General features: G+C 63.7%; 12 protein-coding genes and 2 pseudogenes. 8 read left to right on the top strand and 6 right to left on the bottom strand.

Going from position 1 to position 15,570, the window contains the following annotated elements:
* The 4 genes and pseudogenes from CWO91_RS36910 to CWO91_RS36895 form a co-directional block, all read left to right on the top strand.
* Positions 1–349 (top strand): annotated as a pseudogene (locus CWO91_RS36910) (2-hydroxy-acid oxidase); the annotation flags it as partial.
* Complete coding sequence (gene glcF / locus CWO91_RS36905; protein ID WP_130220357.1) at positions 346–1,668, top strand: glycolate oxidase subunit GlcF; 1,323 nt, start codon at positions 346–348, stop codon at positions 1,666–1,668. The pseudogene CWO91_RS36910 and the gene glcF, both read left to right, overlap by 4 nt.
* 85 nt (positions 1,669–1,753) lie before the next feature.
* On the top strand, positions 1,754–2,131 hold the full coding sequence (locus CWO91_RS36900) for a histone (RefSeq protein WP_130220356.1): 378 nt from the start codon (positions 1,754–1,756) through the stop codon (positions 2,129–2,131).
* Positions 2,132–2,535: 404 nt separating this feature from the next.
* Complete coding sequence (locus CWO91_RS36895; protein WP_130220355.1) at positions 2,536–3,549, top strand: TorF family putative porin; 1,014 nt, start codon at positions 2,536–2,538, stop codon at positions 3,547–3,549.
* Between the two features lie 265 nt (positions 3,550–3,814).
* Here the strand turns inward: CWO91_RS36895 and CWO91_RS36885 are convergent, their stop codons facing one another.
* The gene (locus CWO91_RS36885) at positions 3,815–5,569 is read right to left on the bottom strand and encodes an ABC transporter ATP-binding protein/permease (RefSeq protein WP_130220353.1); all 1,755 of its coding nucleotides are present in this window, start codon (positions 5,567–5,569) and stop codon (positions 3,815–3,817) included.
* 314 nt (positions 5,570–5,883) lie between these two features.
* On the opposite strand from CWO91_RS36885, the gene CWO91_RS36880 reads away from it, so the two are divergent.
* Both CWO91_RS36880 and CWO91_RS36875 read left to right on the top strand, forming a co-directional pair.
* Positions 5,884–7,548 carry an L-lactate permease gene (locus tag CWO91_RS36880; protein ID WP_130220352.1) on the top strand — a complete coding sequence of 555 codons (1,665 nt, stop codon included), beginning with the start codon at positions 5,884–5,886 and terminating at the stop codon, positions 7,546–7,548.
* Positions 7,549–7,690: 142 nt separating this feature from the next.
* The gene (locus CWO91_RS36875; protein ID WP_130220351.1) at positions 7,691–8,089 is read left to right on the top strand and encodes an META domain-containing protein; all 399 of its coding nucleotides are present in this window, start codon (positions 7,691–7,693) and stop codon (positions 8,087–8,089) included.
* A gap of 161 nt (positions 8,090–8,250) precedes the next feature.
* On the opposite strand, the gene CWO91_RS36870 is transcribed toward CWO91_RS36875, so the two are convergent.
* The 3 genes from CWO91_RS36870 to CWO91_RS36860 form a co-directional block, all read right to left on the bottom strand.
* On the bottom strand, positions 8,251–9,462 hold the full coding sequence (locus CWO91_RS36870; protein ID WP_130220350.1) for a hypothetical protein: 1,212 nt from the start codon (positions 9,460–9,462) through the stop codon (positions 8,251–8,253).
* Positions 9,463–9,606: 144 nt separating this feature from the next.
* On the bottom strand, positions 9,607–11,238 hold the full coding sequence (gene groL, locus CWO91_RS36865) for a chaperonin GroEL (protein ID WP_128931374.1): 1,632 nt from the start codon (positions 11,236–11,238) through the stop codon (positions 9,607–9,609).
* Positions 11,239–11,381: 143 nt separating this feature from the next.
* A complete protein-coding gene (locus CWO91_RS36860) occupies positions 11,382–11,678 on the bottom strand; it encodes a co-chaperone GroES (protein WP_091886950.1) in 297 nt (98 codons plus the stop codon).
* A gap of 316 nt (positions 11,679–11,994) precedes the next feature.
* Here CWO91_RS36860 and CWO91_RS36855 point away from each other — a divergent pair, with 316 nt between their 5' ends.
* Positions 11,995–12,513: a hypothetical protein gene (locus CWO91_RS36855; RefSeq protein WP_165405970.1), complete on the top strand. Its 519-nt coding sequence runs from the start codon at positions 11,995–11,997 to the stop codon at positions 12,511–12,513.
* 195 nt (positions 12,514–12,708) lie between these two features.
* Here CWO91_RS36855 and CWO91_RS36850 read toward each other — a convergent pair whose 3' ends face one another.
* Entirely contained in the window at positions 12,709–13,488 is a 780-nt protein-coding gene (locus tag CWO91_RS36850) for a protein phosphatase CheZ (protein ID WP_130220348.1), read from the bottom strand.
* 314 nt (positions 13,489–13,802) lie between these two features.
* On the opposite strand from CWO91_RS36850, the gene CWO91_RS36845 reads away from it, so the two are divergent.
* Positions 13,803–14,615, top strand: a complete 813-nt coding sequence (locus CWO91_RS36845; protein ID WP_130220347.1) for a L,D-transpeptidase — start codon at positions 13,803–13,805, stop codon at positions 14,613–14,615.
* Between the two features lie 626 nt (positions 14,616–15,241).
* Here CWO91_RS36845 and CWO91_RS36840 read toward each other — a convergent pair.
* A pseudogene (locus CWO91_RS36840) lies at positions 15,242–15,570 on the bottom strand (DUF2076 domain-containing protein); the annotation flags it as partial.

Here is a 15,570-nt window from a genome sequence, read left to right as displayed (position 1 = left end):
CGCCTGGCCGGTGTGGCGGATCGTCTGTCCGCCGGCGTCGGGCGCGGCGCTCGGCACCCAATTGGCACGCGAGACCGGCGGCGACGTGATCTACGATTGGGGCGGCGGACTGATCTGGGCGGCGTTGCCGCCGAAGCCGGACGCGCATGCCCCGTCCGTGCGCCAGCGCACCAACGCGTTCGGAGGACATGCCACGCTGATCCGGGCGGCCGAGGACGTCAGGCGTGATGTCGACGTATTCCATCCGCAAGCGCCTGGCATCGCGGCGCTAAGCGAGCGGGTGCGCGCCAGCTTCGATCCGAAGACCATTCTCAACCGGGGACGCTTGAGGCGGGGTGCTTTGGCATGAAGACCGAATTCTCACTGGCGCAGCTCGCCGACCCCGACCTCGCCGAAGCCGACAAGATCCTTCGCGCCTGCGTCCATTGCGGCTTCTGCACCGCAACCTGCCCGACCTATGTGCTGCTCGGCGACGAGCTCGATAGCCCGCGCGGTCGCATCTACCTGATAAAGGAGATGCTGGAGAAGGACCTGGCGCCGACCGCCGAGGTGGTCAAGCATATCGACCGCTGCCTGTCGTGCCTCGCCTGCATGACGACCTGCCCGTCAGGGGTGAACTACATGCACCTCGTCGACCAGGCCAGGGTCCGGATCGAGCAGCGCTATCAGCGGCCGCTGACTGAGCGGTTGTTGCGCCAGGTGCTGGCCTTCGTCCTGCCGGACCCGCAGCGCTTTCGCGCGAGCATGTGGCTGGCGCGGCTGGCCCGCCCGCTTGCCGTCTTCCTGCCGACGCCCCGGCCCTCGGCCACGCCCGGACTGATCCAGCGCATCAAGGCGATGCTGGCGCTGGCGCCGAACCGGCTGCCATCGCCGGGGCCCGCCGCCGGCAGCGTGTTTGCCGCGCTCGGCAAGAGACGCGGCCGGGTCGCTCTGCTGCAAGGCTGCGCCCAGCAGGTGCTGGCGCCGCGCATCAACCAGGCCGCCATCAGCCTTCTCACCCGCCACGGCATCGAGGTTGTCCTGGTCCGGGACGAGCAGTGCTGTGGCGCGCTGACCCATCACCTCGGCAACGACCACGACGCATTGGCACGGGCTCGCGCCAATATCGCTGCGTGGTGCCGGGAAGCGGCCGGCGAGGGGCTCGACGCCATCCTGGTGACGGCGTCCGGCTGCGGCACCGTGATCAAGGACTACGGCTATCTGCTGCGCGAGGATGTGGCGTTCGCAGCCGATGCGGCGAAGGTGTCCGCGCTTGCCAAGGACATCACCGAATACGTCGCCGGCCTCGGACTTGCGGCCACCGCGCGACAGGACAACATCGTGGTCGCCTATCACTCCGCGTGCTCGTTGCAGCATGGGCAGAAAATCACGGGCCTTCCGAAAGAATTGCTTTCCAAGAATGGATTCGTGGTGAAAGATGTGCCGGAGAGCCATTTGTGTTGCGGTTCGGCGGGCACCTACAACATTCTCCAGCCCGAGCTTGCGGACCGGTTGCGCGATCGCAAGGTCGCCAACATCGCGAGCGTCAAGCCGGACATGATTGCTGCGGGCAATATCGGCTGCATGGTGCAGATTGCCAGTGGCACATCAATTCCGGTCGTACACACGATTGAGCTTCTCGATTGGGCTACGGGCGGGTCGCGGCCGGCATTGAACGCGCAAGTTTGAGCTTTCAAAAGCTGAGCTTTCGTCCGCAGGTGACGGCAGAAAGACGCCCGATCGACCATTGTTCGGCGGCAACAGGAGGACCACGATGGCGAAAGCGAAGAAGAAAAAAAGCAAGAAGGCCAAAAAGGCTAAGAAGGTCGTAGCGGCGAAGAAGAAGACCGCGAAGAAGGCAGCCAAGAAGTCCGCGAAAAAGTCTGCCAAGAAGTCTGCAACGAAAGCTGCGAAGAAATCTGCCAAGAAGGCAGCCCCGAAGAAAGCCGCCAAGAAGGCTGCGACGAAGTCGGCCAAGAAGGCCGCACCGAAAAAGGCCGCGAAGAAAGCGGCACCGAAGAAAGCGAAGGCAGCTCCTGCTCCGAAGCCATCAGCACCGGTGGAAGCTCCGGCTCCCGAGCCTGCCGCCGAGACAAGCTGGGCGATGCCTTCGTCTTCTGCGGAATCGGCGCCGGCCGAGGGACAGGGGTAGGTCCCCCGGCCTCTCGTTTCCTCTTAAACGATCCGCAAATGGGAAGGCCGCAGCGCTGGGCGCTGCGGCCTTTTTGCATCGTCGCAAGCAGATTCGGATGCAGCCTTTCGCCGCGCCGGCCTGATTCGTAGCCTTGGTGTCACGCTGCCCGACGATCCCCGGATTTACACGGGCCTCCTGCGCACCTTCGAATGCAAATAATGTGATCTAGAAGCCACACAGGCTGACAACATTCCGTGGAATCGTCAAAACGCCTAAAAAGTCGGCAGATGCCCGCGCTTTTTGCTTCACCGTTCGCACCCCTCAATTCACATTGCCGCAGATACGTAATTTGCAATCAGGTCGAGCGCCCCGGGGGGCTAACGGGATCTGACTGGGTCTAAGAACTGGCGATGGGGATCGAAATGAAAAAAGTGGCTTTGTTGGCAACGGCGCTGGCAATGGTGACGGGTTCGGCTTTCGCGGCAGACATGCCGGTCAAGGCATTGAAAGCCCCGCCGCCGCCCGCCTTCGATCCCTGGGATATCGCCTTCGGCGGCGCGATCATGAGCGACTACATCTTCCGCGGTATCACCCAGTCGAACCACAAGCCGTCTGTCGCCGCCTATTTTGAGCCGCGTTACAACGTCACCAAGGACCTGCAGCTCTATGTCGGCTTGGCCGGTGAGAGCATCTCCTTCCCGAACCGCGCCGCGGCCGAGATCGACGTCTACGGCGGTATCCGCCCGACCTTCGGTGCGTTCGCCTTCGACATCGGTGTCTGGGGTTATCTGTATCCGGGTGGCACCTGCTTTTACGGCGCGCCGACGGACACGGCCGGCAACCCGCTCAGCGCGCAGTGCGCCGCGAACGCCTTGGTCAACGGCAACGTGATGAAGAAGGATGTCAGCTTCTTCGAAGTCTACGGCAAGGTGGCCTACACCATCAACGACAACTGGACCGTCGGCCTGAACGAGTACTACACGCCGAGCTTCCTGAACTCCGGCGCGTGGGGCGACTATGTGTCGATCACCGCCAAGTACACCGCGCCGAGCACCATTTTCGGCTCCAGCGGCGTCGGCATGTACGTCTCGGGTGAGTTCGGCCGCCAATTCCTGGGCACCTCCGACTCGTTCTACGGCACTGGCTTCGCCGCGCCGGGCTTCGCCGGTCCGTTCCCGAACGGCATCAAGTACGCCGACTACAACACCTGGAATATCGGCATCGGCTTCACCTACAAGGTGTTCACGCTCGACCTGCGTTACTCCGACACCGACCTTTCGAAAGCGAACTGCAACGCGTTCACCAGCGACTACACGGCAGGCTTCAACGGCAGCTTCAGCAACATCAATCCGACTGGCGTCGGCTCCAATTGGTGCGGCGCCGCCGGTATCGCCAAGCTCTCATTCGACCTGACGGCGATGACCAACCTGAAGTAAGTTTCTTCCTGAAATGACTTGATGAGGGCGGCGGAGCAATCTGCCGCCCTTTTGCTTTGGGGCCGGGTCTCTCCGCAAACGTCATGCCCGGGCTTGTCCCAGGCATCCACGTTTCTTGGCACCGTCGCGCAATGAGCGCGTGGATGGCCGGGACAAGCCCGGCCATGACGCCGCAGAAATGCCGGTGAAAAGCCGCTGGCGCCTTGCAGCCGTGAAGGCTTGGCTCCGTTCTGAGACCAGAACGCAACGCGGATTGTCGTGCGCCTCAGCGCGCCGCGCTCGGCTCCGCTGCAGCCCGTTCGCCGCCGAGGACGTGGATCTCGCCGTCCGTCACCATTGTCACCTTGCGGGTGTGGAAGGCATCGAGCGTCGAGCGGTGGCCAATCGAGACAATGGTCGCCTGCGGCAGCTTCTCCGCCAGCAGCCGGTACAGCCGGGCCTCGGACGGCTCGTCCAGCGACGCCGTGGCCTCGTCCAGGAACAGATAATCCGGCGCATGCAACAGCGCGCGGGCGAGCCCCAGGCGCTGCTGCTCGCCGAGCGACAGCATCCGGTTCCAGTGACCGTCCTCGGCAAGCCGCTTTGCCAGACGCGGCATGCCTACCGCTGTCAGCGCTTCCGCGATCTTTTCGGGCGCGATTGTGCCATGATCGGAGGGGTAGATCACGGCATCCCCGAGCGGGCCGATCGGGAAATACGGCCGCTGCGGCACCATCATCAGCTTGGCCTTCTCAGGAATGGCGATCGTTCCGTCGCCGAAAGGCCAGATGCCGGCAATGGCCCGAAACAACGTCGACTTGCCGGAACCGGACGGTCCGGTCACTAGAACTCGCTCTGCCGGCCGGACGATGAAGGCATCGGCGCTGACCAGTGGCTCGCCGTTTGGCAGGTTCACCAGCAATTGCTTGAGCGTGATTGCCTTGGCGCTCCCTGGCGCAACGCTGATGGCCGGCTCGTGCGCCGCGACGGTGGCTGCTGAGCTGACCGACATCTCGAAGCCATCGAGACGAGCAATCACCGAGCGCCATTCCGCGAGCGAGCGATACGCCGTGACGAAGAACGACAGCGCATCCTGCACGCTGCCGAACGCCGAGCCGGTCTGCATCAAGTCGCCGAGCTGGATTCTCTTGGCGAAGTAAGCTGGAGCCACCACCACATAGGGAAAGATCACTGCAGCCTGACTGTAGCTTGCCGTGAAAGCGGTCAGGCGCTTGGTCCTGCTCATAATCGCGTACCAGTTGCCTATGACGAAACCAAAGCGCTGCAGCAGATTCCCCCGCTCCGCGCTCTCACCTTTCAAAAGGGCGATCTGCTCCGAATTTTCGCGCACGCGGATCAGGTTGAAGCGGAAGTCGGCCTCGAAGCGCTGCTGTTCGAAATTGAGGTTGATGAGCGGGGCACCGATCCAGTGCGTCAGCGCCGTACCCAGGATTGCGTAGACCAGCGCACACCAGACTAGAAAACCAGGGATGACGATATCGGTACCGTAAATGTGCAGCGGCGCCTTGTCCGACAGACCCCAGAGAATGACGACGAACGAGGCCAGCGTCACGATCGACGATAGCAGGCCGAGGCCGATGGTCAGGGTCTGCTCGACGAAATTCTTGACGTCCTCGGTGATACGCTGATCCGGATTGTCGGCGGCGTCGCCCTTGAGCTGCATACGGTAATGCGTCGAGCCGTTGAGCCATTCGCCGAGATAATGTTGCGTCAGCCAGCGCCGCCAACGAATCTGGAGCCACTGGTTCAGGTAGAGCTTGTAGACCGCCAATGCGACGAAGGTGAAGGCAAGGCCAAGAAAGATCCAAATCTCGCTGACGAACCGGTCCAGTTCATATCCCTGGATCGCACTGAAGAATCGGTTCTGCCACTGACTGACCAGAACATTGATCGCCACCAGCGCCAGCTCCATGGCAATGACGGCGGCAAGCAGGCCGCGGCCGGCCCATTTGTCCTCCGATCGGAAATAGGGGCCGGCGATTCGCCAGACGATCGCGAGCGTGGCGCGGATGTTCTTCACAGAGCTGGGTCTCCTCAGGGGATGTGCATAACGGCCCAGAGCCAAATGGCTGAGGCAATGGCGGAAATGGGCGCGCTTAGACTAAAGTCGCAAGGTCTGCAATTTGCGTTGGCTTGTCGCAGCTTGCAACCCTAGCATGGGGTTCGACGGCGCGGGGCAGGGTGCTTCAGGATTTCGCGAGCTTGTGAGCGGACGGGAACCGCCGCCTCCGCGAGGAATTCGCGTCCAACTCGGGGGTTATCGCTTCCAGCGTCAAGCAGGATCGGCTCTCCACGCGGGTCACCCTGCCGCAAACATGCGTGGGGAGGAAGACCATGTGGAATCAAATCTATGACCCGCTGCACAGCCCGGTGCTGTCGACGATCGCGGCGGCAGTGCCCGTCGTGACGCTGCTGGTCCTGATCGCGAGCGGCCGCGTCCAGGCCCATATCGCAGCGGTCATCGCCGTGATCGTGACCAACCTGATCACGATCTTCGTCTTCACCATGCCCGCGAACATGTCGTTCCGCGCCTCGGTGCTGGGCATCGTCACCGGGTTCTTCCCCATCGGCTGGATCGTCCTCAACGTCATCTTCCTCTATCAGGTGACGGTAGGGTGCGGGAAATTCGAACTGCTAAAGCGCGCGATCGGCGGCGTCACCGAGGACCGGCGTTTGCAACTGTTGCTGGTGGCGTTCTCGTTCGGTGCCTTCTTCGAGGGCGCCTCGGGCTTCGGCACGCCGGTCGCGATTACGGGCGCGGTCCTGATTGGCCTCGGCTTCTCGCCGCTCGCAGCCTCCGGCCTGTCGCTGATCGCCAACACCGCGCCGGTCGCCTATGGCGCGCTGGGCACGCCGATCCAGGGCCTTGCCTCGGTCACCGGGCTCGATCCCTATATCTTGGGTGCGATGGTCGGCCGACAATTGCCGTTCTTCTCGCTGATCGTGCCGTTCTGGGTGGTGTGGGCGTTCGCGGGCTGGAGGGGCATGAAGGACGTCTGGCCGGCGATCCTCGTCACGGGCGTGTCGTTTGCGATTCCGCAATATGTGATCTCGAACCACATCAATCCCTGGATCGTCGACATCGGTGCATCGCTGATCTCGATGGGCGCCCTCATCCTGTTCCTGAAGGTGTGGCAGCCGAGGCAGCTCTGGCTGTCGCCGGAGCTGGGCGGGCACGATGAATCGGCGGCGACCATGACGCCGGCGAAGCCGCTCGACAAAACCCCGCTCACGCAAGCGGAGCTCTGGAGCGCGCTGCTGCCGTGGATCATCGTCTGCATCGTGATGCTGATCTGGGGCAGCGGCTGGTTCAAGACCTGGGCGAACTCGATCTTCGTTTGGAACTACGCCGTCCCCGAGCTGCACCAGATGATCAACAAAATGCCGCCGGTGGCGGCGAAGCCGACTCCGGAAGGCGCGGTGTTCAGCTTCACCTACCTGTCTTTCACCGGAACGGGCATGCTGATCGCGGCGATCATCTCCGGCTTCCTGATGGGCGTCGGTCCCGTCAAACTCGTGACCGAGTACGGCCGCACCATCCGGCTGTGCGCGATCTCGCTGATCACGATCTCGGCGATGCTCGCGATCGGCACCTTGACGCGCTTGTCCGGCGTCGACGCGACGCTGGGCCTCGCCTTCGCGGCCACCGGCGTGCTCTATCCCTTCTTCGGCACGCTGCTTGGCTGGCTCGGTGTCGCGCTGACGGGATCGGACACCGCCTCAAACGTGCTGTTCGGAAACCTGCAGAAGATCACCTCCGAGCAGCTCGGCCTGTCGCCGGTCCTGATGGCTGCGGCGAACTCCTCCGGCGGCGTGATGGGCAAGATGATCGACGCGCAATCGATCGTCGTCGCCTCGACCGCCACCAATTGGTACGGCCACGAGGGCACCATCCTGCGCTTCGTGTTCCGGCACTCGATCGTGCTGGCCTGCCTCGTCGGCGTGCTCGTGACGTTGCAGGCCTATGTCTGGCCGTTTACGGCGCTGGTGCTGAAGTAGCGGTCGACGCAGGCTTCGATGCCAATCCCCGCGAGGTTCGCCTCGCGGGGATTTTTGTATCTACATCCACCATGGGCGAACCTTCTCAAGACCGCTGCCGTCTTATAGAAGGTGCGGCAAGTCAGGTCGGTCGAGAGGTCTCATGGTTTCGCTCAAGCGGTTGGTGTGTGCGGCAGCTGCAATGCTCGCGATGTCCACGCTCGCGCGTGCCGAGGAGGGGTTCCCCTTCGGCACCGAGATGACGCTGGAAGCGCTGCCCCAGCCCGGCTCGAAGCGGATACCGAACATCGAGATCGGCGACAATGGCGAGGTCGTGCTGGAGCTCTGGTGCAAGGGCGGCAAGGGCCAGTTCTCGGTCGCCGGCAACACCGTGATCTTCGTCCCCGGCCAGATCCAGGACCGTTCCTGTCCACCTGCAAAGGCGCAGGCTGACGACGATCTCGTGGCCGCGCTCGGCAGCGTCGAAACCTGGAAGCGTCAGGGCGACGTGCTCATGCTGGTCGGTCCCAAGCCGCTGCGCTTTCGCGTCAACGGGAATTAGGTTTCGCAGTGCGCTCGTGTCCCGCGGACAAGGCGGAGCGCGTAAGCGCTGCGCCGCAGAGCCGGGACCCAGAATCCTATCCTCGAACGTGCTCGTAGCTTCTGGGGCCCGGCTCAGCAGCGCATCACTGACGTGCTGCGCTGCGTCCGGGGCACGAGAGTCTACTTCCACACCGACTTGTCGGCGTCCCAGCGCTGGGCTTTCAGCTCCTTGGCAAGCGCCTCGATCGAGCCGTTGTCGTCGGGCAGATCGCCTTCTTCGTCCGGGCTTGCGTCATCGGACAGATTGAGCTTGGCGCCGCTGCTCTCATCGGATGTGGTCGTCGCGGGGCTGCCGATCCAAAGCATGAGCTTGTCGGTCGTGCCGGGCTTGTCGGGCGAGACGAGGCCTGCGACCTCGATGGTGTCGGTGAGCTCGAGCGCGGGGAAATCCTGGTTCGGCCGCTTGAAGACGAGCTTGAGCTTGCCGGTGGCGGGGTTGAAGCTCTGCGAGGCCGGCTTTGCCGCCAGCGTCCTGCTCAGCACGCCCGCAATCGCGGTCGCGAGCTTGTCGCGGTTGATCTTGTCGCCGTCGCGCCAGTCGGCGGCGGGGAAGCGGATGGTGCGGTCCATCTCGGTCATGCCGGCGGTCCAGCCCGCGGCGGTGACGCCGGGCATCGCCTTGAACTTTGCCAGCAGCGCTCCCGCGCGCTCCGGATCGACCGACATGTTGATGGTCTGCTCACCGGCGCGCAGCGCATCGCAGCCGACATTGAGGCTGGCCAGCGTCACCTCGACCTCCTGGCCCTTCAGGCTCTTCAGGAAGTCGTTCGCGGCATCGAGCTTGACCTTGACGGCGATCGCCTCTGGCGAGACGTCGGTGAAATCCTTCGGCTGCGGGGTGATGCCGTCATCGGAGGTCTGGTTGTCGAGAAATTCCTTCTCGCTGAGATCGGAATTGTCGGGCGAGGTGACCTCGGTCACAGCCTGCCCGATCGTGATCTGGCCGCGGAACTCGAACATGTCCCCGGCCTGCTTGCGCAGCAGCTTGACGCTGACCGGCGCCTTCGCGCCGAGGCTCTGCGTCGTGCCCGTCAGGTTCTGGCCTGCGACCTGGAGATTGACGACGAAGCGGTCCTTGCGGTCGGAATTCTTCGCGACGGGATAGCAGACGTCGAGCACGGCCGCCGTGACCGTCTTGCCCTGGCGCGTCTCCTTCAGGATCACGTCGGCATTGCCGTCCATCAGCCCGTCGATCGAGGTGAAATAGCGCGTCTCGGCGCCGCCGGGCGTCGTGGCCTTCGGCGACAGCTTCATCTGAGCGGAAGCGACCTCGGGCGAGGCGGCGAGTATGGCCACCAAAAGGGCTGTCGAACAAACCGGAAGCGCGCGCATCGACGAAATCCTCGAGCAATCAGAATCGGGGCCACCGTAGTGGGTTTTGGCCGCCGGTTGAATCGGAAAGCGGAGGGGCAGGGTCGGCAAAAAAGAAGGCCGCCCGGAGGCGGCCTTCGTAACACTGCAAGGTGAGGATGGGCCTTAGAAGCCGCCCATGCCGCCGCCGGCCGGCATGGCGGGCGGAGCTTCCTTCTTCGGCATTTCGGCGACCATGGCTTCGGTGGTCACCAGTAGGCCAGCCACGGAGGAGGCGTCCTGGAGCGCGGTGCGCACCACCTTGGCGGGATCGATGATGCCCTTCTCGACCATGTCGACATAGTCCTCGTTCTGGGCGTCGAAGCCGAAGGTCTCGGACTTGTTCTCCAGGATCTTGCCGACGACGATCGAGCCTTCCACGCCGGCGTTCTCGGAGATCTGGCGGATCGGGGCTTCCAGCGCCTTCAGCACGATGTTGATGCCGGCCTGGACGTCGGCATTGTCGTTGGACAGGCGGCCGACCGCCTTCTTGGCGCGCAGCAGCGCGACGCCGCCGCCGGGCACGATGCCTTCCTGCACCGCGGCGCGGGTGGCGTTGAGCGCGTCCTCGACGCGGTCCTTCTTCTCCTTGACCTCGATCTCGGTGGCGCCGCCGACGCGGATCACCGCAACGCCGCCGGCGAGCTTGGCGAGGCGCTCCTGGAGCTTCTCACGGTCGTAGTCCGAGGTGGTCTCCTCGATCTGCGCCTTGATCTGGCCGACGCGGGCCTCGATGTCGGGCTTCTTGCCCGCACCGTTGACGATCGTGGTGTTCTCCTTGTCGATCACCACCTTCTTGGCGCGACCGAGCATCTTCACCGTGACGTTCTCGAGCTTGATGCCGAGCTCTTCGGAGATGAGCTGGCCGCCGGTGAGGATCGCGATGTCCTCGAGCATGGCCTTGCGGCGGTCACCGAAGCCCGGCGCCTTGACGGCCGCGACCTTGAGGCCGCCGCGCAGGCGGTTGACGACCAGGGTGGCGAGCGCCTCGCCCTCGACGTCCTCGGCGACGATGACGAGCGGCTTGCCCGACTGCACCACGGCTTCGAGCACCGGCAGCATGGCCTGCAGGCCCGAGAGCTTCTTCTCGTGCAGGAGGATGTAAGCGTCCTCGAGCTCGGCGGTCATCTTCTCGGCATTGGTGACGAAGTAGGGGCTGAGATAGCCGCGGTCGAACTTCATGCCCTCGACGATGTCGACCTCGGTGTCGAGCGACTTGTTCTCCTCGACGGTGATGACGCCCTCGTTGCCGACCTTCTGCATCGCCTGGGCGATCATCTTGCCGATGGCGGCATCGCCGTTGGCCGAGATGGTGCCAACCTGGGCGACCTCGGAGGAGGCGGCGACCGGCTTGGCGCGCTTCTCGATGTCCTTGACCACGGCCGCAACCGCGGAATCGATGCCGCGCTTGAGGTCCATCGGGTTCATGCCGGCGGCAACCGCCTTGGCGCCTTCGCGCACGATGGCCTGGGCCAGCACGGTCGCCGTGGTGGTGCCGTCGCCGGCGAGGTCGTTGGTCTTGGAGGCGACCTCACGCACCATCTGGGCGCCCATGTTCTCGAACTTGTCCTCGAGCTCGATCTCCTTGGCGACGGTGACGCCGTCCTTGGTGATGCGGGGCGCGCCAAAGCTCTTCTCGATGACGACGTTGCGGCCCTTCGGGCCGAGCGTCACCTTGACGGCGTTGGCGAGAACGTCGACGCCGCGCAGCATGCGATCGCGCGCGTCTCCGGAAAACTTGACGTCTTTGGCAGCCATTTCTGCAATCCCTCGTGTTTCGTGATGTGTCTGCCGCTTGTGTTGCACCAATCCCGGGTCCGCAAGTCGAACCCGGCGGAATGATGGATGCCCGGATCGCGCGATCCGGGCATGACATTCAGCGGCCGTTCAGACGGATGGCCTTAGGCCAGCACGCCCATGATGTCCGACTCCTTCATGATCAGGAGCTCTTCGTTCTCGATCTTGACCTCGGTGCCCGACCACTTGCCGAACAGCACGCGGTCGCCGACCTTGAGGTCGATCGGGATCAGCTTGCCGGTCTCGTCGCGGCCGCCCGGGCCGACGGCGACGATTTCGCCCTGGGAGGGCTTTTCCTTGGCGGTGTCGGGAATGATGATGCCGCCCTTGGACTTTTCCTCGGCGTCGATACGTTTGACCACGACACGGTCATGCAGCGGACGAAATTTGGATTTAGCCATGACGTTTCCCTTTGGAGGCTCGCTTCGGAAGGAGTGGAAGTGGGTTGGGGCGGCGCTTCCGTCCACCCTCTTCCCGAGGATCGAACGGCACGCTTAGCAATCGGGCTTTCCGAGTGCTAATAGTGCGCCCGGAAATATGGCTTGGCCGCGATCCTGTCAAGCAAAGGTGGTTAAGCGATTGGTGAGGCGGATATAGGATGGTGGCATTGGAAACTCGTTCGGGGCGCCGGCGTATCAAACGACGGCATTGCTCCGGCGGCGGTTTTGCGCTTGGCTGCGGGAGGGGTGCGGCCATGGTCTTGTTCGGGGGAATGCCATGATCAGTTCAGCTCGCGCGCGCACGGTTGCCAATCTGGCCGCCGCGTCTTGTCTGGCGCTATTGCTGGGCGCCTGCGGCGGCATGAGCCTGCCGTCCTTCTCGTCGTCTTCGCCGCCGCCCGAGGCTGAGCCCGGCACCGGCCCGGAAATGCCCGCGACGATCCGCTCCGACGAGATCGTCGGCCGCTGGGGCCTCGCCTCGTTCCAGAACCCGGCCGACCGCGCCCGCACCGAGGCTGCCGCGCGGGCGCAGTGCAAAAATCCCTATGTGATCACCGCCGGCTCCTCCGGCGGCGTGATCATGCATCTGGCCGACCAGGCGACCCCGCAGGAGCTGCGCCTGAAGGGCTCGCCCAGCGGCAAGAACTACATCGGACCCGCCGGCCCGACGCCGGGCGACCAGGACCGCGAGATCATCTCCTTCGATGGCCGCGTGCTGATCACCCGCTTCATCGACAAGGACGCCGCCACCCGCTACGGCAACATGGTCTACGTCCGCTGCGCGCCGAGGGCGTGATCGGGGTTCCGGCCTAACCACGCGCCATTGCGAGCCGACGGGACCGCGCGAAGCGGCCCGATGACAGGCTCCGCGAAGCAATCCAGAGTCTTCCCACGGTGGACAGTCTGGATTGCTTCGCTTCGCTCGCAATGACGGCAAACAAAAAAACGCCGGCTCGCGCCGGCGTTTTGTTTTTCAGAGTGCCAAGTCCGCTCAGTCGAACAGCGCGTCGATGTCGTCCTGCGAGGCGTGGCCGACGTCGCCGGCGAGCTTGGGGCCGTTGAGGAGCTTTTCGTCATCGCTGCGGCTGTCGACATGCGCCGGCACATGGGCCTTGATCGCGTCGACGCCGCCCCAAATCTCCATCATCGCATTGATGTGCTGCTCGATGAACTTCATCGTGGTCATGACCTTGCTGATGCGCTGGCCGGTCAAATCCTGGAAGTTGCAGGCTTCGAAAATCGAGATGACGCGTTCCTGGATGTCGTCGGCGAGCCGCTTCTGCTGGTCGGCCGATTGCACCTTGGACATCGCGCTGGCCGCCTGGTCGATCGACTCGGCGGCTTCGAGGATCTGCTGGGTCGCCTGCTCGGTGCCGCCGACGACCGCGCCGAGCTCGCCATTGACCTTGGCCATCTCGCCGCCGTCGAAGCTCTTGCCGTGCAGCGTCGCGATCTCGCGCTTGGTGCGGTCGATGGCGTCGTGGATGAGGTCGAGCTCGACCTTCAGCTTCTCGCACTGCTCGATCTGCGCCCGGTAGGTCTCGAGCATGGTACGAGCTTCCGAGAGCTCGTGGGCGGTGGAGGCGTCGATCGCCGCCATGGCTGCGCTGCCGGACAAGGGCACACTTCCCTTCGCCATCTGTGCGCGGATCGCACGCAGCTCGGCCATGATCTCGCTATGCATCGGGATTGCTTCTTCGGTTACGTCAAGAATCGGCATTTCGCCACCGGCGATATCTTCGACGCGAAAACGCTTGCGGTGAACAGCCATCAGTATACTCCCCCCACCTCATTCACGCGTCTTTGTAGGCAGAAGCGATTTAACACGAAGTTCACAGCCGAACTGTCGTGCGGCGTCGCGCGACGGCGCGCAAAGAAGCGATTAACCATGGCTGCGCTGCGTTCATCGAAAATAAACGCTGATCGCCAAATTGGCCCGCGCTTGACGACGTGGTGAATCCAAACGCCTGATACGTTTACCAAACAAAACGGCTTTTGCCTTTTATTGACCACGTCGCGGCGGCCGATCAGCCAGGCGCCTTCCCCGACGCATGTGATCTAGACGAAACAGTACAGAGTACGTCGATGTTCAAGAAAATGTCTGTCGCGCTGCTCGGCGGCGCTTGCACCTTCATTGCCGGCGCAAACAGCGCCAGCGCCTTCGATAACACCGCGCCGAACGATCCGCCCGCGGTGCTCTATGCGCCGCAGGTGCCGCCGGCGCCGGTGCGCGTCGCCTCCAACTCGAACATGGGCGGCGGCTTCATCGAATTCCTGTTCGGTGACGGTCCCGGCCGCGGTCCGGCCTACGCGCCGCAGCAGCCGGTGTATCAGCAGCAGCCGGCCTATTACGATCAGCGCCGTCTGCCGCCGATGGGCGAGCCGCAGATGCAAGGCGGAGTTCAGCAAGGCGCGCTCCAGCAGGATGCGGTCGATCCGCGGCAGCGTCCGTTCGATCCGAAATTCGAGAAGCAGCTCGTTGACTATGGCGGCAAGGAAAGTCCCGGCACGATCGTGGTCGATACGCCGAACAAGTTCCTCTATCTCGTCGAGGGCAACGGCAGGGCGATGCGCTACGGCATCGGTGTGGGCCGTCCCGGCTTCACCTGGTCCGGCGTGAAGTCGATCACCGCCAAGCGCGAATGGCCGGACTGGACGCCGCCGGCGGAAATGCTCGCCCGCCGCCCCGATCTGCCCCGGCACATGGAAGGTGGCCCGGAAAATCCGCTCGGCGCCCGTGCGATGTATCTGGGCTCCACGCTTTACCGCATCCACGGCTCCAACGAGCCCTGGACAATCGGCACCAACGTCTCCTCCGGCTGCATCCGCATGCGCAACGAGGATGTCATCGACCTCTACGGTCGTGTCAATGTCGGCACCAAAGTCGTGGTGATGTGAGGCGTCATGAGCTTGAAGCGAGCCGTCAACTCCGCGCCGGCTCGCGATGCGCGGCATCGAAGGCGTTGCGTGCCGCCGGCGAACGCCTTCCAGCTATGCTCGCTGACGGTGCCGCGTCGACCCGGCAACGGAGCAGCGACGACGAGTTGATGAATGGGAATGCGGTGCGCGAGCGGAGCGGTTCAACCGCCGCGCCGACAGCTCTGCCTTCCTGAGCCGCTCGTGCAGTCCCTCCAACTCGTACAATTCGGTGATGAGATGTGTCGTCACGTCGGATAAGGTTGCAATGCGCTGATGAAGTGAACTCATTTTAAAACCCCGACTGTTGCCAAGAGCGGCAGCCACATCGTGTGTGGCATGAGCAACGTGTTCTTCCAGTTGAACACCCATGTCCGAATTTGGAAATCCGGGAGTCTACGGCCGCGCGCGTCAGAACGCGATTTCGTTTCTCATGGTGAACTCGGGCGCGTCCGGCAACGTTCAGCTCGGTGCAATCCAACAACCGTGCGCATTAGTCATATTATATCGAACGGCTGCGTGCAGTGCCACACAAGGCGCTTGAGCTAATGCCGTAAAAGAAAACGGCCGCCTAGAGGCGGCCGTTTCGCATCTACCGGGTGAATTGCTCACGCGTAATCGCTGCCGCCATCGTCGCCGCCGCCGAAATCGCTGTCGTCGCCCGTGTCCATGTTATCGTCGCGATCGTCGCTGTAATTCTGGTCGTTGTTGTCCCGATCGTTCGACGCCTGGTCCAAGAAGCCTTGGCGCGAGTCGTCGCGGCGGTTCGAGCCGATATCGTCGAGGCCCGCGTCGCGCGCGAGCGAGCCGCCGGACTGGTCACTGCCGCCCCAAGGACTTCCACCAGCGCTGCGGTCGCCCAGGGCGTTGGTGTCGCCAAAGGCCTGCTGATGCGGTCCGCCCATCATGCCGCGGATGCTGGAGAGCAGCAGCGAGC

Origin of the sequence: Bradyrhizobium genosp. SA-3, from assembly GCF_004212635.1 — a bacterium.
In the GTDB taxonomy this organism is placed as follows: domain Bacteria; phylum Pseudomonadota; class Alphaproteobacteria; order Rhizobiales; family Xanthobacteraceae; genus Bradyrhizobium.
Note: the sequence above shows the minus strand (reverse complement) of the source record. Positions and strands in the feature narration are given on the sequence as shown.